The organism is Frateuria sp. sgz306004, from assembly GCF_057750885.1.
This window is the reverse complement of the sequence record NZ_JBYLFE010000001.1, coordinates 223071-244376: the sequence shown is the minus strand read 5'-3', so window position 1 is coordinate 244376 and position 21306 is coordinate 223071. Positions and strand designations below refer to the sequence as shown.

21 protein-coding genes are annotated in these 21306 nt (G+C 64.1%); 6 read left to right on the top strand and 15 right to left on the bottom strand.

Annotation, left to right across the window (positions count from 1 at the left end):
- The first annotated feature begins 108 nt into the window (after positions 1-108).
- From AC3G2C_RS01150 to kynU, 4 genes are all read left to right on the top strand, one after another.
- Entirely contained in the window at positions 109-1143 is a 1035-nt protein-coding gene (locus tag AC3G2C_RS01150; RefSeq protein WP_488382769.1) for an amidohydrolase family protein, read from the top strand.
- Entirely contained in the window at positions 1140-1646 is a 507-nt protein-coding gene (locus tag AC3G2C_RS01145; RefSeq protein ID WP_488382768.1) for a hypothetical protein, read from the top strand. Before AC3G2C_RS01150 ends, AC3G2C_RS01145 begins: the two co-directional genes overlap by 4 nt.
- Positions 1647-1990: 344 nt before the next feature.
- Positions 1991-2890 carry a hypothetical protein gene (locus AC3G2C_RS01140; protein ID WP_488382767.1) on the top strand — a complete coding sequence of 300 codons (900 nt, stop codon included), beginning with the start codon at positions 1991-1993 and terminating at the stop codon, positions 2888-2890.
- Positions 2891-3008: 118 nt separating this feature from the next.
- On the top strand, positions 3009-4289 hold the full coding sequence (kynU, locus tag AC3G2C_RS01135) for a kynureninase (RefSeq protein WP_488382766.1): 1281 nt from the start codon (positions 3009-3011) through the stop codon (positions 4287-4289).
- A gap of 60 nt (positions 4290-4349) precedes the next feature.
- Here kynU and AC3G2C_RS01130 read toward each other — a convergent pair whose 3' ends face one another.
- The 14 genes from AC3G2C_RS01130 to AC3G2C_RS01065 form a co-directional block, all read right to left on the bottom strand.
- On the bottom strand, positions 4350-5444 hold the full coding sequence (locus tag AC3G2C_RS01130; protein WP_488382765.1) for an acyltransferase family protein: 1095 nt from the start codon (positions 5442-5444) through the stop codon (positions 4350-4352).
- A gap of 56 nt (positions 5445-5500) precedes the next feature.
- Positions 5501-6814 (bottom strand): glutamate-5-semialdehyde dehydrogenase, encoded by a 1314-nt coding sequence (locus tag AC3G2C_RS01125; protein WP_488382764.1) that lies wholly within the window; start codon positions 6812-6814, stop codon positions 5501-5503.
- Entirely contained in the window at positions 6807-7967 is a 1161-nt protein-coding gene (proB, locus tag AC3G2C_RS01120) for a glutamate 5-kinase (protein WP_488382763.1), read from the bottom strand. The genes AC3G2C_RS01125 and proB overlap by 8 nt, the downstream gene beginning before the upstream one ends.
- A complete protein-coding gene (locus AC3G2C_RS01115) occupies positions 7964-8323 on the bottom strand; it encodes a cupin domain-containing protein (RefSeq protein ID WP_488382762.1) in 360 nt (119 codons plus the stop codon). Before AC3G2C_RS01115 ends, proB begins: the two co-directional genes overlap by 4 nt.
- A 12-nt stretch (positions 8324-8335) precedes the next feature.
- Complete coding sequence (argH, locus tag AC3G2C_RS01110; RefSeq protein WP_488382761.1) at positions 8336-9631, bottom strand: argininosuccinate lyase; 1296 nt, start codon at positions 9629-9631, stop codon at positions 8336-8338.
- A 72-nt stretch (positions 9632-9703) separates the two neighbouring features.
- A complete protein-coding gene (gene argC / locus AC3G2C_RS01105; RefSeq protein ID WP_488382760.1) occupies positions 9704-10660 on the bottom strand; it encodes an N-acetyl-gamma-glutamyl-phosphate reductase in 957 nt (318 codons plus the stop codon).
- A 5-nt stretch (positions 10661-10665) separates the two neighbouring features.
- The gene (locus AC3G2C_RS01100; RefSeq protein WP_488383205.1) at positions 10666-11931 is read right to left on the bottom strand and encodes an acetylglutamate kinase; all 1266 of its coding nucleotides are present in this window, start codon (positions 11929-11931) and stop codon (positions 10666-10668) included.
- A gap of 57 nt (positions 11932-11988) precedes the next feature.
- Positions 11989-13083, bottom strand: a complete 1095-nt coding sequence (locus AC3G2C_RS01095) for an acetylornithine deacetylase (RefSeq protein WP_488382759.1) — start codon at positions 13081-13083, stop codon at positions 11989-11991.
- A 34-nt stretch (positions 13084-13117) separates the two neighbouring features.
- Positions 13118-13555, bottom strand: coding sequence for a GNAT family N-acetyltransferase (locus tag AC3G2C_RS01090; RefSeq protein WP_488382758.1), 438 nt, complete (start codon positions 13553-13555; stop codon positions 13118-13120).
- A gap of 22 nt (positions 13556-13577) precedes the next feature.
- Positions 13578-14771 carry an argininosuccinate synthase gene (locus AC3G2C_RS01085; protein WP_488382757.1) on the bottom strand — a complete coding sequence of 398 codons (1194 nt, stop codon included), beginning with the start codon at positions 14769-14771 and terminating at the stop codon, positions 13578-13580.
- 40 nt (positions 14772-14811) lie between these two features.
- Complete coding sequence (locus AC3G2C_RS01080; protein ID WP_488382756.1) at positions 14812-15291, bottom strand: OsmC family protein; 480 nt, start codon at positions 15289-15291, stop codon at positions 14812-14814.
- Positions 15288-15914, bottom strand: coding sequence for an FMN-binding negative transcriptional regulator (locus AC3G2C_RS01075; RefSeq protein ID WP_488382755.1), 627 nt, complete (start codon positions 15912-15914; stop codon positions 15288-15290). The genes AC3G2C_RS01080 and AC3G2C_RS01075 overlap by 4 nt, the downstream gene beginning before the upstream one ends.
- Positions 15915-15922: 8 nt before the next feature.
- Positions 15923-16930 (bottom strand): N-acetylornithine carbamoyltransferase, encoded by a 1008-nt coding sequence (locus AC3G2C_RS01070; RefSeq protein WP_488382754.1) that lies wholly within the window; start codon positions 16928-16930, stop codon positions 15923-15925.
- A 359-nt stretch (positions 16931-17289) separates the two neighbouring features.
- Positions 17290-17832 (bottom strand): glycine zipper 2TM domain-containing protein, encoded by a 543-nt coding sequence (locus AC3G2C_RS01065; RefSeq protein ID WP_488382753.1) that lies wholly within the window; start codon positions 17830-17832, stop codon positions 17290-17292.
- Positions 17833-18063: 231 nt separating this feature from the next.
- On the opposite strand from AC3G2C_RS01065, the gene cysS reads away from it, so the two are divergent.
- Together cysS and AC3G2C_RS01055 are read left to right on the top strand one after the other, a co-directional pair.
- Positions 18064-19452 (top strand): cysteine--tRNA ligase, encoded by a 1389-nt coding sequence (cysS, locus tag AC3G2C_RS01060; protein ID WP_488382752.1) that lies wholly within the window; start codon positions 18064-18066, stop codon positions 19450-19452.
- A gap of 83 nt (positions 19453-19535) precedes the next feature.
- A complete protein-coding gene (locus tag AC3G2C_RS01055) occupies positions 19536-19970 on the top strand; it encodes a SufE family protein (protein ID WP_488382751.1) in 435 nt (144 codons plus the stop codon).
- Between the two features lie 108 nt (positions 19971-20078).
- On the opposite strand, the gene dksA is transcribed toward AC3G2C_RS01055, so the two are convergent.
- Complete coding sequence (dksA, locus tag AC3G2C_RS01050) at positions 20079-21200, bottom strand: RNA polymerase-binding protein DksA (protein ID WP_488382750.1); 1122 nt, start codon at positions 21198-21200, stop codon at positions 20079-20081.
- Between the last annotated feature and the right edge of the window lie 106 nt (positions 21201-21306).

The window sequence follows — 21306 nt, the reverse complement described above, 5'->3', positions numbered from 1 at the left end:
GCGCAGTATAGAAGCCACTTTGCTGCATCGCGCAGGCGGATAGTCATACCCATGAACAAGCCCGGCCCCCCCGCGACGCCCGCACCCGCAGGACTTACACTCGGGGACATGCTCAAGATCGATACCCACGCGCACATCCTGCCCCGCGACTGGCCGAATCTGGCGGCCAAGTACGGTGACGATCGTTTTCCGGTGATGATCCACAACGATGGACGACACCGCATCTACAAGGACGGCAAGTTCTTCCGCGAGGTGTGGGAGTCGGCGTTCGATGCAAAACATCGCATCGACGATTACGCGCGATTCGGCGTGGCCGTGCAGGTGGTATCCACCGTGCCGGTGCTGTTTTCCTACTGGGCGCCCGGCTATCAAGCACTGGAACTGCACCGCCATCTCAACGACCAGTTGGCCGTGCTGTGCGCCGACCATCCCCGTCACTACGCGGGCATTGGCACGGTGCCGCTGCAATCGCCTGACCTGGCGATCCGCGAGCTGGAGCGCTGCATCGACGAACTGGGCCTGCAAGGCGTGCAGGTCGGCTCGCATTGCAACGACTGGAACCTCGATGCGCCCGAGCTGTTTCCCTTCTTCGAGGCCGCCGCCGATCTCGGTGCGGCGGTGATGGTGCACCCCTGGGACATGATGGGCGCGGCCAGCATGCCCAAGTATTGGCTGCCCTGGCTGGTCGGCATGCCGGCGGAGCAATCCCGCGCCGCCTGCTGCCTGGTGTTTGGCGGCGTGCTGGAGCGTCTGCCCAAGCTGCGTGTCATGTTGGCCCACGGCGGCGGCAGCTTTCCGTGGAGCATCGGCCGCATCGAGCATGGCTTCCGCATGCGTCCGGACCTGGTCGCCACGGACAACCCCCGCAACCCGCGTGAGTACCTCAAGCGGCTGTATTTCGATTCCTGCGTGCATGACCCGCACGCCCTGCGCTATCTCCTGGATGTGATCGGAGTCGAGCGCGTGATGCTGGGTACCGATTATCCTTTCCCGTTGGGGGAACAAGTGCCGGGCAGCGGCATCGAGGCCTTGGGGCTCGATGACAACGACCGCGCCCAGCTCTTCCACGGCACCGCCCTGGAATGGCTGGGGCTGCCGCGCCATCGTTTCGAACCAAACGTCGTTTCTCAGGAGCAGGCATGAGCTTTATCCGCAACGTGGTTCTTGCCAGCGCCCTGCTGCTGGCCAGCGCCACCCACGCCACCGATATCAGCATGGCCGGTGGCAGCGTTACCTTCAGCACGCCCGACCAATGGCTTGGCATCATGGAAACCCAGGGTGACCCGGAAGTGCGCGTGTTCCAGGTGCCGGACCCTTCGCCCACCGCGAGCACCAGCCTGGCACGCGTCACCGTGACGGTGAAGCAAGTGCCCGACGCCAATGCGTTCCAAACCTATGTAAACAGCGCGATGGGCAAGGCCAAGGCACTCACCGGCTACCAGGCAGGCACCGCGCAGGGCAACGACAACTTCGTCTATACCGCGCAGGAAAACGGCGCGCAGTTCAGTTACACCGAACGCTATTGGTTCAAGGACAATCACGCCATCCAGTTGCGTTGCGTGCGTCCCACGCAAAGCCAGGCCGGCCTGCAGTGGCGTGCGGCGTTCGACAAAGGCTGCGATGCCATCGCGGCACGCCTCAAATAGTAACGGCGTAACTGACGTTACAAGCTCCGAGAAGGATCAAGGAAACGTTGATCCTTCTCGTACTTCCCGCGAAAGCGGACATTCAATGTCTTCATTTCCAGAAGCCTGGCCACACAGGACTTCTTCTTTCACGGAAATGGCGGCCATTGCTCAGAGCACCCCAAGAATGCGTCCATCGATGAAAGACGCCACGCTGACTCAGTAGGTGCACCTACAGCATCTCAAGTCTTCCTAGATCGACTCGATCAACCAGGCCATGCCAGTCTGGTTTTGCGCATTGCTTTTCCATTGCGCAGTCGCAAGCAAGTGAAAACACTTACTCAATCGACGATCAGGGGCCACTCATGAAATTTCCATTTCTAGCCGGACTCTTCTTTGCCATCGGTATTAGCGCGACACCGACTGCCAATGCCTACGACGGAATTGTCACCGAATGCACAGCGTGCAATAGCGACGCCATTTTCAGGCAAAACGCCAAGTACTACTACGACATGGGCAACGTCACCCTGTACAACCTACGCACGGGAACAATTCACGCTTATCAATTTAGCCTCAAGAGAGGCTATCAAAACCAAGTGGACCCACCACTCGAAGCCATTGAGGTCAATGAAGTGGCGGTGAATCCCTCTGTGTACAATGCATTTGCGAACGTGAGCGGCTTCTATCAAGCCTCCGGCCTAAAGCTGCAAGCCGCGATCACCATTCCTTACACTGACCTCGGACCGAATGTTCCCGGCCTCAATCAAGGGACATCTGCTTACGATGTCACTGAAGATGCAAACTTGCGCAATCGCATCGGCATCGAAATCGCCAACAACAGAGACAAATGGAATCAAGTCCGGTCATTCATGAATAAGGTCGACCAAACCATGCTCATGCTGCTTGGTCTTCGGGATGAAGCTGTTTTAGAGGTTCGAGTGACATTTGCCGACGGAAGCTCAGCGCTTTACCGGATTAGCAGCAGGAGTACAAACTCGACAAAACTAGAGTATGTACCCGGAAGCGCTACGACACCGCGAAGCCAACTTATACCCGACACCAACCAACCCCAGAATCAGGGAACTTGGGTTGGCCCCAACCGTGGTGGCGATGACATGGGACGATTCGGTCAGCACATGAACGCCATTGGAGCAAGCACCGATTGGTCCTACCGTGGTGGCGACTCCAATCCACAGGAAGTCAGGTGCACTTGGAAAGCATCCCAGAGCGGCAACACGCTGGTGTGCGCGGCAAGCGCCTATTAAGCGCATGGTGTGCCCGTATACATGCGGGCACACCATCCTTGCAGCCTCAGGACGGCCACTGGTGTGATGCCCGGGGTGAATGGCAAGCTAGCCCCTTGCGCCATCAGAATCTGCAATCATGCCCACACCACAATTCGTAGCAACCACAGCGTGGGCGCAAGCCCAGGATGCCGCCGACCCGCTGAGTGGCTTTCGCGACGAGTTCCTGATACCGCCGCACGAAGGTCGCGACAGCCACTATTTCTGCGGCAACTCACTGGGCTTGCAGCCGCGCGCCGTGCGCCCCGCACTCAGCGCGGAATTGGATTACTGGGGCGAGCTGGGCGTGGAAGGCCACTTCAAGGGCCGCCTGCCCTGGATGGATTACCACGAGTTCGTGCGCGATGACCTGGCGACCGTGGTGGGTGCGTTGCCCACCGAAGTGGTCGCCATGAACACGCTGGGCGTGAACCTGCACCTGATGATGGTGAGTTTCTATCGCCCCACGGCGGAGCGTCACGCCATCCTGATCGAGGCGGGCGCCTTCCCTACCGATCGTTACGCGGTGGAGTCGCAGGTTCGCTTCCACGGCTACGACCCGGCCACCGCGCTGATCGAACTGGAAGGCGACGAACCCAACGGCCTGATCTCCATGCAGGCCATCGAACGCGTACTGGCCGAACATGGCTCGCGCATCGCCCTGGTCATGCTGCCCGGTATCCAGTACCGCACCGGGCAGGCGTTCGACCTGGCCGCGATCACGCGCCTGGCCAGCCGCCATGGCTGCATGGTCGGCTTCGATCTGGCGCATGCGGTCGGTAACCTTCCGCTGCAACTGCACGACAGCGGCGCGGATTTCGCCATCTGGTGCAGCTACAAATACCTCAACAGCGGTCCGGGCGCCGTGGGCGGCGCCTTCGTGCATGAGCGCCACGCCCGCAGCCAGCTGCCGCGCTTCGCCGGCTGGTGGGGGCACGACAAGACCACGCGCTTCCAGATGGGCCCCGAGTTCGTGCCCACCTATGGCGCCGATGGCTGGCAGCTCAGCAACCCGCCGATTCTCGCGCTGACGCCGCTGCGCGTGTCGCTGGAAATCTTCCGCCGCGCTGGCATGGCCCGCCTGCGGGAGAAATCGCTGCGGCTCACCGGCTATCTAGAGTGGCTGGTCAAAACCCAGTTGCACGATGTGCTGGAGATAGTCACGCCGGCCGATCCCGAGCGTCGTGGCAGTCAGCTTTCCATCCGCGTACTGGGCGGCCGCGACCGCGGCCGAGCTCTGTTCGATCATCTGATGGAAAACGGCATCATCGGCGACTGGCGCGAACCCGACGTGATCCGCATCTCCCCGGCAGCCTTGTACAACCGCTATGCCGATTGCGTGGCGTTTGCCGATGCGGTTCGCCGCTGGTCGCCTGCTTGATAGTTCCGCCTGACATCCGGTCACCCGGGTTAGGCACTGCCATGCATTGCCTAACCCGCGTCAGGGAAGCTCCGACCCGCTAATCACGGGCTTGGCGGATGGGGCCGGAATGGCACCAGGCAAACCGTCGCGCTGCCGAGAACCGAGGTTCCGTTTCAGCGACAGCGCCGGCTTCTCGACCAAATGCCAGGATGCGATCGCGCACGCCACCGTAACGACCACGGACAGCACCAGCGTCAAGCCGTAGGAATGGTGGTAGCCGATCACTGCGATAACCGATTGCTGCACCAGATAGGCATAGATGTAGATGCCATAGGACAGGTCGCCAAACCGCCCCGCCTGCGACAGGACCGGTGTTGACAGGTTACCGAACCAAATCACCAGAAACGGTAGCAACAGGTACACGGACAGATACCGATACCCGCACGCAAGTGCCAGTGCGCTCACCACGCACAGGCCAAGCAGCGTGATGCCAGGGCGCCTCCTCCAATACGACTGCCAACGGAAAAGCACTGCTCCGTAACAGAAGAAGCATCCGTACTCGCAGCCGAACGCCGGCTGGGGAAAGCTGGCGGCCGGGTTATGTTGCACGTCGAAGATGAGAAAGATATAGCCGGCGTAACCCAGTATCACTGCCAACAACAGGTAGCGCAGGCGTGCATGCAGCAGCCCGAGCATGCCCGCGAGCATCAGGATGCCGTACCAGCGCACTTCGATCGGAATGGTCCATAGCGAACCGTTCACCACCTTCCAAACGTTGTCCTGGAACACACCAGGCAGGTAGAGCTCCACGCTCAGAACCAACTGCCCGAAGTACTTCCAGGTTTGCCCCTCTTGAAAGTACGAACGCAACGGCAAGGAGGTAAATATCGGCCCGGCCACGAACACCGTGAGTGCGACCACGACCGCCAAACCGGGCCAAATGCGCAGAAAGCGCCGCAGCGCAAAACGCCAAACGTTGGCGTCACGATCCCAGCTCTGGGCCACCAGGTAACCACTGACCACGAAGAAGATCAGCACACCCAACGTGCCAAGCGTAAACAGCCCCAAGGGGCGTGGCTCCGGCATGAACAGCAGCGCGAACTGGTGCGAGCAAAGCACCATCGACGCGGCGGTCAGCCGGATAAAGTCAAAATTGTTCGCTTTGATATGCAACGGCGTAGCGACCTTGCTTCCCCATATCGGGCTTATCGCCAGTCGGCCTTACGAAGTCAAGCACCGCCGGTATCGACAGCGGAACCCATGTCACGTTGGCCAACCCCTTGAGGGCTGCGCAAGGGATGCCTCACCTGCCCCTGCCCGCGCACCACGAATCGCTCCACCGTCAGTGACTCTGCACCCATCGGGCCGTACGCATGCAGACGCGTGGTGGAAATACCGATTTCCGCACCAAGACCCAGTTGGCCGCCATCGGAAAAGCGCGACGACGCGTTCACCATCACGACGGACGACCGCAACGCCTGCACGAAACGCTGCGCCGCCGCCTCGTCACGCGTGGCAATAACTTCGGTGTGATCAGAACCATGGCGGCGAATATGCGCGATGGCTTGCTCCAGGTCGTCCACCACGCGGATCGCCAGGATCAGATCGAGGAACTCGGCCGCGTAGTCGTCTTCTGTGGCCGACTGCGCCTCAGGCACCAGCGCCCGGGTTGAATCATCGCCGCGCAAGGCGACGCCGCGTGCCCGCAACGCCTGCGCGGCCTTGGGCAGGAACGCCTGCGCGACGTCGCGATGCACCAGCAGCGTCTCCAGCGCATTGCATACGCCTGGGCGCGATGTCTTGCCGTCCACCAATAGATCGAGCGCCAATGAGAGATCGGCGGCGCGATCCACATACAAGTGGCATACACCCTTGTAGTGTTTGATCACGGGCACTCGTGCATGCTCGGTAACGAAGCGGATCAGCCCTTCCCCGCCGCGCGGTATGGCCAGGTCGATGATGTCGCTCAGCTGCAGCAATTCCACCATGGCTTCGCGCCGCAGATCGGTCACAAGCGTGATCGCCGCGGCGGGCAATCCGTGGGCCTGCAGCGCCTCGTGCAGCGCGCCTGCGATGGCGGTGTTGGAATGGATCGCCTCCGAACCACCACGCAGAATGACCGCGTTACCCGCCATCAGACACAACGCCGCAGCATCCGCCGTGACATTGGGGCGCGCCTCGTAAATCATTGCCACGACGCCCAGCGGAATACGCACGCGCTCGACCTGCAGCCCATTGGGCAACACATCGCGGCGCGTAACTACGCCGACCGGATCGGGCAACGCCGCCACTTCGCGCAGCGCTTGCGCGATACCGCCAACACGAGCCTCATCCAAAAGCAGCCGGTCGAGCATCGCGCCCTGTACACCCTTGTCCCGCGCGCTGTGCATGTCGCGCGCATTGGCGGCCAGGATCTGCACGGTCTGCAGTTCCAGCGCCGCCGCCATGGCGCACAGCAGGTCCTGCTTGGCTTTCGTATCCAATGCCGCGACCTGCAAGGCCGCATCACGGCACGCCAGCCCTTGTTGGCGTAGTTCACTCATGCGTCGATCTCTCCACCGCATCCGCGTCGTCCAGCGTCACCAGATCATCCCGGTGAACCACTTCGGCACCATAGCTGTACCCCAGCACGTGCTCCGCATCGCGACTGTGCCTGCCCGCCAGCCGCCGCACTTCACCGGCGCCGTATTGAGCCAGGCCGCGTGCCACTGCAGTGCCGGCCGCGCTGACGATCTCCACGAGATCGCCGCGATGGAATTCACCCTGTACGCTGGTGATCCCGCCCGGCAACAAGGACGCACGACCGCTCGCCAGGGCCCGTGCAGCGCCCGCATCCACTTCGATGCGCCCCGGCGCACCGGGTGCGTGGCGCAACCAATACTTGCGCGCCTGCATGCGGCTGCGAGCGGCCTCGAACAAAGTGCCGCGCAGCCGGCCCGCGGCCAAGCCCCGTACGCTGGCGGCCTGGCGGCCACTGAACAGCGCGGTGGGAACACCCGCCGCTCCGGCCTTAGCCGCGGCCTCAAGCTTGGTGCGCATGCCGCCCGTGCCCACGGCACTGCCGCTGCCACCGGCCATGGCCAACACTTCCGGCGTGAGCGACGGCACGTAACCCAACGGAACGGCGCTGGGGTCGCGGCGCGGGTCGGCGCTATAGAGAGCATCGATATCCGAGGCAATCAGCAACAGGTCGGCGTCGACCAGGGCGGCCACGATGGCGGCCAGATTGTCGTTGTCACCCAGCTTGAGTTCGTCCACCGCCACCGTGTCGTTCTCGTTCACCACGGGCAGCACGTCCAGCGCCAGCAGCTCACGCAGCGTGGCGCGTGCATTGAGGTAGCGCCGACGATTGCGCAAATCGTCGTGAGTGAGCAGCACCTGCGCCACCGGGCGCTGACTCAACGATTGCCACAACGCGATCATGGGTGCCTGGCCGAGCGCCGCCAGCGCCTGCCGGGCCGCGAGATTGCTGGGCGCACTGGCGTGTTCGCGCAGCAAGGCGCGGCCCGCGGCAACGGCGCCCGATGACACCAGCACCACCTGCCGCCCAGCCGCACGGCTGGCGTCGATGAACTCGGCCAGCGCACGCGCGTACTGGTCCGTAAGGCCGCCACCATCGGCAGCCAGCAGATTGCTGCCCACCTTGAGCACCGCCCTGCGCCAGGCGGGCAAGGGTTGTTCAGGCGTTGCACTCATACGTCGCCCTTCACGGGTGCGTCCTGGCGATCGCCATGACTGCGGGGCGAGGAGACCACCAGAAAGCGCACCTCATCGGGGCTTTCATTGCGCGCCTGGTGCGCGCCGCCCGGCGGTACGTGAAGCCCCTGGTGAATGGCGAGGCAATGCACCTCGCCATCCAGCTCGAGCGTAAGCTCGCCCGCCAGTACGTAGAAGAACTGGCGCGCATGCTGGTGCCGGTGCCGCACTTCGGCAGCACCCGGCGGCATGCGCTCTTCGATCACGCTAAGGTCGCTGCCGGCCAGCAGATGCCAGCCGTCGCAGCCTTGTCCCCAACGGTAGTGTTCGGCATTCCCCGTACTGACGGTCCCCATGCCATTCACCGTTTAGCCGTCCAGTTGCCCAAGCCTGGCGTGCAATTCCTCCAGGCGCAGATCGTTGCCGGAGCCGGGCGACACGCGCGCCGCCAGGCTACCCTCGGGCGTGCGGCCTTCACCAGCGGATGCCGCCGCATCCGCCGCGGCACGGTAGGCATCGCGGAACGGCACGCCGGCCGCCGCCTGCTCGATGGCCACGTCGGTCGCATACATGGCCGGCTCGATGGCCGCGCGCATGGCCGGCTCGTTCCAGCTCATGCGCGCCAGCAGATCCGGCACGAGTTCCAGCGCGGCGAGGCCGTGACGCACGCCATGGAACAACGAGCCCTTGGAGAATTGCAGGTCGCGCTGATAGCCCGACGGCAACGAGAGCAATTGCTCGATCTCGGTTCGCGCCGCTGCCACGCTGGCGTAGCTGGCGCGCAGCAGTTCCACCACATCGGGGTTGCGCTTGTTGGGCATGATCGAGCTGCCGGTGGTGTACTCCGACGGCAGCTTCACGAAATCGAACTCCGCCGTGGTGAACAGGGAAAGATCCCAGGCCAGGCGGCGCACATCGAGCAAGGCGCCGGCCATGGCTTCCAGCACGGCCATTTCGAACTTGCCGCGCGAAAGCTGCGCGTAGATGGGCGATATCTGCATGCGCGAGAAGCCGAGCGCGCGCGTGGTGTGCTCGCGATCAAGCTTGAGATTGACGCCATAACCGGCGGCCGTACCGAGCGGATTGGCGTCGATCAGGGCCGAGGTCTGGCGGGCGCGCAACGCATTGTCGATGAAGCCCTCGGCAAAACCGGCAAACCACATGGCGGTGGAAGACACCACGGCGCGCTGCAGGTGGGTGTAGCCCGGCAGGGGCACCGCCGGCTGCGCGGCGCGATCCAGGCATACCTTGGCCACGGCGCGGCAATGCGTTTCGAGTGTCGCGAGTTGCTCCTTCAACCACAGGCGCGTGGCGACCAGGATCTGGTCGTTACGGCTGCGGCCCGTGTGCACGCGACGACCGGCATCCCCCAGGCGCTCGGTAAGGCGCGCTTCGATGGCGGAGTGGCCGTCTTCGTAGCGCTCGTCCAGCACGAACTGCCCCGCGCGGAAGTCGTCCGCGAGCAGATCCAGCTCGCGCTTGAGCGCAGCCGCCTCAGCCTCGCTCACCACGCCGATGTGCGCCAGGCCTTCCACGTGCGCCTTGCTCGCGGTGATGTCATGGAGAAAGAACTCGCGATCCAGCAGCACGTCGTCGCCCGCCAGGAATGTCATGATGCGGGCGTCGATCTTGATATTGGATTTTTGCCAGAGCGGCTGGGTCATGGGGCCTTGTCCTGCGAAAGATGGAAGACGTGTCCTGGGGATGGATCCGGCCTGCGCGCGCAGGCCCGACCGTCAAGCCACCGGAATCGCCGTGTACTCGTCCACGCCAATGGCGCGATTGATGTTCTGCATGGCCTGCGTGGCGGCGCCCTTGAGCAGGTTGTCCAGGGTAGCCACCACCACCACGCGCTTGCCGTCGTTGGATACGGCAAAGCCACCGATGTCTACATGATGTTGGTTGGCGATCTGGCTGACCCACGGCGCTTCATCCACCACGCGCACCAGCTTTTCGCCGTCATAGGCGGCATGGAAACGCTGGACGATGTCCTCGCGCTTGACCTGGCGCGCCAGGTACAGGTTGGTGGTGACCGTCAGGCCGCGAAAATGCGGCGCGACATGCGGCATGAATTCCACCGGCACACCGAGATGGCGGCTCGCTTCCTTCTCATGCATATGACCAGTGAGCGAGTACGGCATCAGGTTGTCGCGCAGCTTCTCCGGGTCGTTGCGATCGGACGGCGTGGTACCGGCGCCGGAATAGCCGGAAACGCCGAAGCTCACCGGCGGCGCGGCAAGCAGGTCCTTCAACGGCGCGATCGACAACTGCACGGCCGTGGCATAGCAACCGGGGTTGCTGATGCGCTTCTCACCGCGCCAACGCTGGCGCATCAGCTCGGGCAGGCCGTAGTACCACTTCTCGTTGAAGCGGTAGTCGGCCGACAGATCGACGATCAGCGTGTCCGGCCTGGCTTGGTCGATGGCCTGCACAAAGGGCTCAGCCTTGCCATTGGGCAGCGCCAGCACCACCACATCCGCGCCCTGCGCAGCGACGGCTGCCGGGTCCAGGCTGGCGTAACGCAGCTCGCCCTGGAAGCCGCTGACGTGATCGGCCACGCGCTGGCCATCGAGTTCACGCGATGACACGAACACCAGCTCCAGCGACGGATGCGCCGCCACCAGGCGGATCAGCTCGGCACCGGTATGCCCGCGCGCGCCGACGATGCCGATACGGAAAACGTTGTTGCTCATGGGTCTCAGTCCACCAAGGTCGGCAAGCGCTGGGCGCAATGCGCGACGCAGCTTGCGATCGTGTCGAAATCGTTGATGCCGTACCAGAACACTTTCCAGCGCGGCTGCTTGAGGCAGCCGTCCGATTCGGCGTAATAGAAGTGATTCACGTTGTTTCCGTGGCGCGAGCGCCAGAACAGCTGCGGATTCTCCTCGCGCATCACCTGCCACACGGCGCGCCCCAGGCCTTCGCCCTGGGCATCGTCCAGCACGGCGAACTTGTCCAGGTACGGCAGGCCGCCCTCCATCGTCAGGATCATCGCGGCGCGATAGTTCTCGCTCACGTAGATGCGATAGGGCTGCGTGCGGCTGAAGTAATCGGGCACCAGTGTGCGCCCGAAGCTCGATTCGATCAGTGCGCGCATGCGGTCCTGGTCGATGCCGTCCCACGATTCGTAGCGCTTCACCTTCTCGCCGCGGCGCACCAGTGTGCCGGAGCCCTTGTGGGTGAACAGCTCCTTGGCAAGCTCCGACGGCTTGGTGATGGACACCGACGAGGTCAGCGGCAGATCGTTGAGCAAGTCGGCGATCTGTTCGATCTTGAGCTTCATGCCGCCGTTGATCCACGGCTGGTTCATCAGGTGCTCGAACTCGGTGCTGAGGTTGATCGAGTCGATGATCTTGCCCTGGTCGTCCAGCAGGCCGCCGGTGCCGGTGAGGAACACGATCTTGTACGGCTGCAGCACGCGCACCAGCTCGTTGGCGGCAAAGTCGGCGTTGACGTTGAGGATCTGCCCCTCCTCCGTCTCGCCCAGACTGGCGATGACCGGGATGGAACCGGCGCGCAGGCTGGCCTCGATCGGCGCCAGGTTGATGTGGCTGACCTTGCCGACGAGACCGTAGGTGTCGCGATCGATATAGCTGGCGGTGAATACGCCCGAGGGCACCGAGGTGGCGCGCGTATCCATGGTCTGCAGGGCTTCGACCAGGCGCAGGTTCTGCTCCTGGAACACCTTGCGCACGATTGCCAGCGCCTTGGGCGTGGTCACGCGCAAGCCATTGACGGTCTGCTTCTCGATGCCGGCAGCGGAGAGCTCTTCGTCCAACTGCGGGCCCGCGCCATGCAACACGATCGGCGTAAGGCCAACCTGCTGGAGGAAGGTGAGCGAGGAGGTCAGTGCCGGCAGGTCATCGCGCAGCACGGCGCCGCCGACCTTCACCACGGCGAAGCGCTTGGCATCCAGCTGGGAGAAGCGCTTGAGGTATTGCTGGATTTCCTTCGCGCTGCCCATGCTCGAAAGCAGGCGGACGATGGTTTTCCGGGTGTGCTTGTGGGCTTCCACGATGACTTAGCTCTTATCGATGATGCGGTAGATGGTGTTGGCGTAGTGCTCGAGCTGGTCCAGGGCGACCCACTCGTCGGCGGTATGGGCCTGTGCGATGTCGCCCGGGCCGTAGACGAAGCAGATGTAGCCGGCGGCGGAGAACAGCGCCGCTTCGGTCCAGAAGTCCACGGCATTGCCAATGGGGATGTTCAACTCGTCCGCCAGATCGCGCGCGGCCAGGCGGCGTGCTTCGGCGGTGGCGGTGTCGCCGGCCGGCAGCGAATCGCCGCGGAACAGTTCCTCGAACGTCACCGGCTGGGGTTCGACGAGGGTGCGGAAGGTATGGAGCAGTTGCGCCGGCGCCATGGTTGGCAGCGGACGAAAGCCGAAGCGAACCTCGGCCGACGGGGCGATCATGTTGGCCTTGATGCCACCCTCGACCTTGCCGATATTGAAGCGCAGACCCGTCAGGCCGCCGAAGCGCTCATGGGCCTGTTGCTCCACGTAATCGAGCGCGGCGCCGCCCCAGCGCATGGCCTGATGCAGCGCACTGTCGGTAGGCTTCTGCTCGCCCGACGCATGGCCCGCATGGCCCTTGAAGCTCATCTGCACCGAGTGGATGCCACGGTGCGCCAGCACCGCCTCGCCCTTGGTCGGCTCGGCCACAATCACCGCCTCGTAGGCCGGCTTGTCCTTGAGGAAACCGGCGATGCAGCGCGGGTCGTTGGCTTCCTCGTCGGTCGACAACAGCATGGCCATGTCGCCGGTCGTGGCATTTGCCACGGCCACCAGCGCAGCGGCCGCGCCCTTGATGTCGCAGGCGCCAAGGCCGATGGCCCGGTCTGCGGTAAGGCGCAGCTCATGCGGGCTGGCTGTCCAGTTCGGCGAATCGGGCACCGTATCCAGGTGCACGTTGAACAACACCTTGGGCTGGCCACGTACGGCGTGCAGCGTGACGGCACCCGCGCCGTAATCGGTCACGGTGACATCGAAGCCCGGCAGGTTCTGCCGCAGGTAATCGAAGATGCCATCGGTGCCGATATCGCGCGGCGGGTTGCGCGTGTCGTAGCCGACCAGCGCGCGAAGGTGCCTGAGGGTTGCGTCGAGTAATGCGCTCATGAGGTCCGTTGTCGAAAATGCGTTGCCTGGCTCGTCACGCCTGAGCCGACTGATAGATGCCCGGCCGATAGATTTCCATCAGCGTCTCAGGGCGATGAGGTGCGGTGAAGCCGTGGCGCGCGTAGAGCTCATGCGCATCGAAGGTGGCCAGCGTGAAGCGACGCAGCCCCTGCAGCTCCGGGTGCGCCATCACCGCCTCCACCACCTGCTTGCCGTAGGCCTTGCCGCGATGGGCCGGCAGCACGAAAACGTCCACCAGGTTGGCGAACGTGGCGAAGTCGGTGATGACGCGCGCGAAAGCCACCTGGCCGGAGGCGTCATAGCCGCCAAAGCACAGCGAATGGTCAATCGACTTGCGTACCGTCTCCAGCGAAATGCCCTGTGCCCAGCCGGACTGGGTCGAAAGAAACGCGTGGATCAGCGCGAGGTCGAGCTGATCCTTGTCGGTGGAGATACGCAAGTGATGATCCATGTCGCTGTGCTCCTGCCTGTGATTAGCCGCGGTTCACTTCGGCCCAGAGGGTGCTGCTCATGCCGAACAGCTTGATGAAGCCTTCGGCCTCGGCCACGCCCCAGTCGGCGGACTGTGCGTAGGTGGCGCCCTTGGCGTTGAGGATGTGCGGCGAACGCACTTCCACCGCCGTCACCTGGGCGCCCGTGGTTTCCAGCACCACTTCGCCGTTCACGCAACGCTGGCTCGACGCCAGGAACGCTTCCAGGTCGGTCTTGATCGGGTCGTGATAGAAGCCTTCGTACACCACTTCCACCCACTTGCGCGCAACGTCGGGCTTGAAGCGGTTCTGCTGCTTGGTCAGCACGGCTTCTTCCAGCGCGCGGTGCGCGGCGAGCAGCGAGATCAGGCCCGGCGCCTCGAACACGATGCGGCCCTTGAGGCCAATGGTGGTGTCGCCGGTATACATGCCGCGACCCACACCATAGGGCGCGAACAGCTCATTGAGCTTGGCCAGCAGCTTGGCACCCGGCAGCTTCTCGCCGTTGAGCGACACCGCCTCGCCCTGCTCGAAGCCCAGCGTGACGGTGAGCTTTTCGGACGGCCATTCAGCGCGCGGCTTGCACCAGCCGCGAGCACCCTCGCCCGGGGTCTTCCAATGGTCGATCTCGCCACCGGACAGGGTCACGCCGAGCAGGTTCTCGTTGATGGTGTAGCTCTTCTGCTTGGCGCGCACTTCGAAGCCACGCTCTTCGAGATAAGCCTGCTCGTAGGCGCGGGTCTGGGTGTGCTCCTTCTGGATCTCGCGGATCGGCGCCACGATTTCATAGTCGCCCAGCGCCTTCACCGCCAGGTCGAAACGCACCTGGTCATTGCCCATGCCGGTGCAGCCATGTGCGATGGCCTTGGTGCCCAGTTCCTTCGCGCGCGCAATGGCGGCGTCCACGATCAAATAGCGGTCGGACACCAGCAGCGGGTATTGGCCCTGGTAGGCCTCGCCGGCGTGCACGAACGGCTTGACGAAGCCTTCCCAGATCGCCGGACCGCCATCCACCGTGACATGGCTAGCCACGCCCAGCTCCTTGGCGCGCTGTTCGATGTACGCACGCTCTTCGGCATCCACGCCGCCGGTGTCGGCAAAGATGGTATGCACGGCCCAGCCGCGCTCCTTGAGGTAAGGCACGCAGAAGCTGGTGTCGAGGCCACCGGAGAAGGCGAGGACGATATCTTTGCTCATGGCTTGCAGATCCTGGATGGAAGGCTAAACGGAAGGTATTTCAGAGAGATTCAACCACGATGCGCGGCTCGCAGCGCACCGGGAAATTGACGGAATTGGCGATGAAACAGGCATGGTGAGCCGGCTCGTGCGCTGCCTCGGCCTTGGCCGGGTCGCTGCCGGCAGCAATGGTGACCACAGGACGCAGCACCACCTCGACGAAACGGCCGCCCTCGACGGTGGTTTCCATGAGCCCTTGCGCTTCGTCCACGTACGCGGTCACCACCACGCCCGCCAGCACCGCCTGGTGCAGGTAGGACAACATGTGGCAGGTGGACAGCGCCGTGACCAGCATGTCTTCCGGGTTGTGCTTGCTGGCGTCGCCGCGGAAGGTGGGATCGGACGAACCGGCCAACATCGGCTTGCCGGCGATGCGAATCTCATGGTCGCGGCCGTAGCCCTGATAGGTCTTGGTACCGGTGCCCTGGTTGCCGGTCCAAGTGACCTGGACCTCATAGTGATGCTGGTGCGTTCGGCTCACGACCTGCCCTCTTCGATGTGCGACATGAGATCGGCCAGTGCGGCGTCGCCCGGTGCAGCACGTTCACGCAGCCCGGCCATGACACCCGCACGATTGGCCGCCGGATGGTTCTGGCTCAGCTTGAACTTGCCCTCGATGCGCTCGATGGTGATTTCCAGGCCCACGATGGCGCGCAATAGCTTTTGGGTGTGGTCCTCCGGCGCATCGGCCACGCGCCAGGGCTTGGCCTGACCGGCTTCGTGACGATCGGTCAACCGCTCCAGCAACGCGCGCAGCCAGTGCGCCTCCTCCACCACGCGCAAGCGGCCATGCACATGCACCACCGCGTAGTTCCAGGTGGGCACTTCTCGGCCGGTTTCATGCTTGCTCGGATACCAGTTGGGGCTGACGTAACCGTCCGGCCCACGGAAGATCACCAGCACCTCGGCGCCATCGTGGCGCGACAGCTCATTGCCGCGCGCCACGTGCCCGTGCAGGTGCGTGCCATCGATCAGCTCCAGCGGCAAATGGTTCGCCGCCAGCCCATCCGCGCCATGCACCAGCATGGTGGCGAACGGGTGCGCCTGCATCAGTGCGTGCAGGCGATCCTCTCGCGCTTCCCGGAAAGACGAGGGCAGATACATGGCGCGTCTCAGCGCTGGCCGATGAGCGAGGCCATCACGGCCTTCTGCACGTGCAGGCGGTTTTCGGCTTCGTCGATGGCGATGCATGCGGGCGAGTCCATCACGGCGTCGGTGGCCTTGACGTTGCGGCGCAGCGGCAGGCAGTGACTGAACAGGCCGTTGTTGGTGAGCGCCATCTTGGCCTCGTCCACGATGAAGTGCTTGTTCGCCTCGCGGATCGGCTTTTCCTGCTCCCAGCGACCGAAGAACGGCAGCGCGCCCCAGCTCTTGGCATACACCACATCGGCGCCGCTGTAGGCCTCCTCGATGTCATGGCTGACCTTGAGCGAGCCGCCGTTCTCCTTGGCGTTGTGGTAACCGAACTCCATGTAGCGCTCGTCCAGCACGTAATCGGGCGTGGGGCACAGCAGGGTCACGTCCATGCCCATCTTGGTCGCGATCAGCAACGCCGAGTTGGCCACCGCCGTGTTCAGCGGCTTGGGGTGGTAGGTCCAGGTAAGCACGTACTTCTTGTTCTGCAGGTTGCCCAGGTGCTCCTTGAGCGCCAGCGCGTGCGCCAGCTCCTGACACGGATGGGTGATGGTCTCCATATTGATCACCGGCACCGTGGCGTACTTGGCAAAGGCCTTGATCACGTTGTCCTGGCGATCCACCGCCCAGTCCTGGAATTTCGGGAACGCGCGCACGGCGATCAGGTCCACATAGCGCGACAGCACGCGTGCCACTTCGGCGATGTGCTCCTCGGTATCCCCGTCCATCACGGTGCCCACCTCGAACTCGATCGGCCACGCGTCCTTGCCCGGCGCCAGCACGATGGCATGGCCGCCCAGGTGGAACGTGCCCAGCTCAAAGCTGGTGCGAGTACGCATGGAGGGATTGAAGAACATCAGCGCCACCGACTTGCCGGCCAACTGCTGGCCGCGCGGGCTGCGCTTGAAGGCCGCAGCCTGTTCGAGCAGCGCATCGATCTCGGCGCGGCTGTAATCCTGGGTGGTCAAAAAGTGGCGGAGAGTCATGTCGGTGAATGCCCTTGTCGAATCTTCGGATCGCGGAAACAAAAAAACCCGGCTGCAGGCCGGGTTTTGTCGTCGATACACATGAAACGCGTGCGACAGCCTACCCGGCCGAATGTCGGGACAGCGGTCGGCGAGCACGCGACGTCATGCCAGCGGCCATGCGGGCGCTGGTGAGGACTGTAGCGGTATAGACGGCTGCGGACATGGAGGTTCCGGGAGGTTGAACGCGCATCATGACGGGATTTTCGCTGCCATGCAACAAGCGAGGGCCTGGGCCGCCCCAACCCGCCGCCGGAGCGCCACGGATGAAACGGAGGCGCCAAAGCACATCGCCGCCCCAGGGGCGGCGATGTGGAGTCTCAATCGGCGGGAGAAACGCTGACCCGCACCCGCAGGCGCTCGCCGGGGTCATAGTTGAGGCGAGACACGTAGACCTCGCCGCGGTAACGGTATTCCACGTCATAACCCATGATGCGACGCTGCTCGCTCACCGCCGCCACCTGGCGGCAGCGGGTTTCGGTGGTTTCGTATTCGCCGCCGCCGGAGCGCGAGGCGCTGTTGCCCACCGCGCCGCCAGCCACCGCGCCGACCACCGTGGCCGCGGTTCGACCGTCTCCCTTGCCTACGGTACTGCCCAGCACACCGCCAACCACCGCGCCGAGGATGGTGCCAGCCGTGGAGCCCTGGCTGGGCGCCTGGCGCACCACCTGCTGGTCATAGCACTCCTGGCGCGGCACTTCGGTGCGCGCCACGCCATAGACCGGATCGACGCGCAGGACATCGGCCCAGCCATAGTGGGTGTTGTTGTCGTCGTTCTGGTACTGCTGATAACGCGCATCCTGCGCACACACGCCGGTGGCCATCAGTGACAGCGCCAGCGCAGGGAACAACCATTTGGACACAGCGGCCTCCGCTCAGGGCAAGATCAGGGCGCATCTTTGCGCCACTACCATCCATTGCAGCAAATTCACTCTGAATCGACGCTTAGAACGTTTCGTATCTAAGCTTTTCCCGTCCAGGTCGATTCATATGCGGCCCCAGCCGCCCTGCGGAGAGCCCGGCGGCTTGTTAAGATGCGCGACCGGCTTGCGCCCGCCAGGGTGCGCGCTTCCTTTCGCCCGGACCTCCTGCCGATGCCGATCTCGCTCCACAACAGTCTCACCCGCCGTGTCGAACCGTTTGCCCCGCTGAACCCGGATCGGGTGACCATGTACCTGTGCGGGCCGACGGTCTACAACTACGTGCATATCGGCAACGCGCGCGGCCCGGTGGTGTTCGACGTGCTGGTGCGACTGCTGCGCCGCCACTTCCCCAAGGTGGTGTATGCCCGCAACATCACCGACGTGGACGACAAGATCAACGCCGCCGCCCAGCAGCTGGGCGTGGGCATCGAGGCCATCACCGGTCGCTATACCCAGGCCTACCGCGAGGATATGGCACAGCTGGGCATCGCCCCGCCGGATGTGGAGCCGCACGCCACCACCCATATCCCGCAGATCATCGCGATGATCGAGCGCCTGATCGCCGGTGGTCACGCCTACGCCGCCGAAGGGCACGTACTGTTCGAGGTGGATTCCTACCCCGCGTATGGGGCCCTCTCGGGCCGCGACCCGGAGGAACTGCTCGCCGGCGCCCGCGTGGAAGTGGCTCCTTACAAGAAGAGCCCGGGCGACTTCGTGCTGTGGAAGCCCTCCACTCCGGAACTGCCCGGCTGGGAGAGCCCGTGGGGCCGTGGCCGCCCCGGCTGGCACATCGAGTGCTCGGCCATGAGCGAAGCGCATCTGGGCGAGACCATCGATATCCATGCCGGCGGCGTGGACCTGCAGTTCCCGCACCACGAGAACGAGATCGCCCAGTCCACCTGCGCCCACGGCGGCAAGGTGTTTGCGCGCTTCTGGCTGCACAACGGCATGCTCACCTTCAGCGGCCGCAAGATGTCCAAGTCGCTGGGCAACGTGATGCTAGTGCACGAGTTGCTCAAGGAGCATCCGCCCGAGGCGCTGCGCCTGTTGCTGCTGCGCGGCCACTATCGCCAGCCGTTGGATTGGTCCGATGCCGCCCTGACCCAGGCCATCAGCACCCTGGACGGCTGGTATCGCGTGCTGCGCGATCTGGCCCACGTGACCGTGGACGCTGGCGATCTGCCGATACCCGCCGCCGTGGAAGCCGCGCTGTGCGATGACCTGAACACGCCGCTGGCGCTGGCCGAACTGTCTCACCTGGCCGATATCGCCCGCCAGGCGGACAATGATGATTCCCGGCGCCACGCCAAGGCGGCCCTGCTGGGCGCCGGCGCCCTGCTCGGCCTGCTGCAGCAAGACCCTGAAGCCTGGTTCAAGCAGGCGGGCGGGGACACCACGGTGGACGAGGCCCGCGTCGAGGCCTTGCTGCAGGAGCGCCGGTCGGCACGCGCGGCACGCGACTTCAAGCGGGCCGATGCGATCCGCGAGGAACTCTCGGCCATGGGTATCGTGATCGAAGATGGCGCCCAGGGCACGCGCTGGAGCGTCGCCAAGGGCTGATCCGCCCCACCTTGGCAGGCATGGCCCTTTTCCGTCGAAGGGCCATGCCGGCGAGGATGAGCCAAACGCGCGATAATGCGCAGATGAATGCGATTGCCACCTCCAGCGCCGAGCAGGCGCAGCAAGATATCGTCGAAGAGTTCGCTTTCTTTGGCGATTGGACCGAGCGCTACCAGTACCTGATCGATCTGGGCAAGCAACTGCCGCCCTTTCCCGAAGAGCTCAAGACCGAGGATTTCCGCGTACACGGCTGCCAGTCGATGGTGTGGCTGGTGCCGAGCGGAAGCGCCGAGCGCCTGCATTTCCAGGCTGCCAGCGATTCGGCGATCGTCTCGGGCCTCATCGCCCTGGTGCTGCGCGTGTATTCCGATCGCCCCGCCAGTGAGATCGTGGCTACCGAGCCGCGCTTTATCGAAGCCATTGGCCTGGCCAAGCACCTCTCCCCCACCCGCTCCAACGGCCTGGCAGCCATGCTCGCCAAGCTCAAGGCCTACGCGGCCGCGTCGCTGAAGGGCTGAAGTTCGCCCCTCAACCCACGCAGGAAGCACCTCGCTATACCCAAAAACGACAAGGCCCCGCTCGATGGCGGGGCCTTGCGTTAGCGCGAGAGCAGCGATGAGGCGCGATCAGTCGCCCATCTGCTTCTGCAGGTGCTCCCGACGCTCCTGAGCGTCGAGCGAGAGGGTGGCGATGGGACGCGCGTCGAGGCGCTCCAGGCCAATCTCCTCGTCGGTCTCTTCGCAGAAGCCGTAGCGGCCTTCTTCGATGCGGCGCAGTGCCTTGTCGATCTTGGAGATCAACTTGCGGTAACGGTCGCGGGTACGCAGCTCCAGCGAATTTTCCGTTTCGCGCGTGGCACGCTCGGCCTCGTCGCCCACATCGCGCACTTCGTCACGGAGGTTTTCCATGGTCTGGCGCGACTCTTCCACCAACTGCTCGCGCCATTCGCGCAGCTTGTTGCGGAAGTAGGCGAGATGCTTGGGGTTCATGTACTCCTCGTCATTCGAGGGGCGGTAACCCTTGGGCAGATCGATCGTGGTGGTGGAAGGCAGCGCGTAACGGCCGTCTTCGCGGGTGATGCCATTGTCGAGAGTTGCAGATTTGTTCATCGAGGACTGCTGGGCTTTCTGTGTCTTGATGGGGGTGTGACGCGCGGTCGCACTGGCTACTTTACCTGCAAGCAGGCTTGCTGCGGGCGTAACCGGCGCGATGGGGACCGGCGCCGCCTTGACCGGAGCCGGAGTCGCCTGCCGCGCCGCGGCGGGCTTAGCTGGCGCGGGCTTCGCGGCCACAGTTTTCTTTTCCACCGGTGCGGGCGTCGCCTTGGGGGCGGGCTTGACCGGCACCGCCGGCTTGGCCACGGCCTTGGGCGGCTGCTTCTTCACCGGCGCCGGAGCCGCTTTCTTGGCGACCGGCTTCGGAGCGGGCTTGGCCGCCGGCTTGGCGACCTTTTTTGCGGGAACCTTGGCTGCCACCGGCTTCTTGACCGGCGCGGCCTTCTTGGCGATGGGCTTGGGCGCCGCTTTCTTGGCGGCTACCGGCGCTTTCGCCACCTTTTTCACGGCGGCCTTCTTGGGCGCCGCCTTCTTGGCGACGACTTTGCTGGTCACGGCTTTCTTGACTGCTGCTTTCTTGGCCGGCGCGCTCTTGGCGGCGGCCTTCTTGCCGAGCTTGACGTCTTTTACCTTGCCGGCAGGCTTTCCCTTCTGCGGCTTGGTGGCTGTCGCACTACGCGTCGTTTTCGCCATTTCCCTTCACCATTTTGGCCTTGGCGGCCCGGTGTTATAGCCCATGCGGCTTACACCAGCAACCATGCTTCTGGAATACTTGTGGCACTACAAGCCGCAAGCTGTC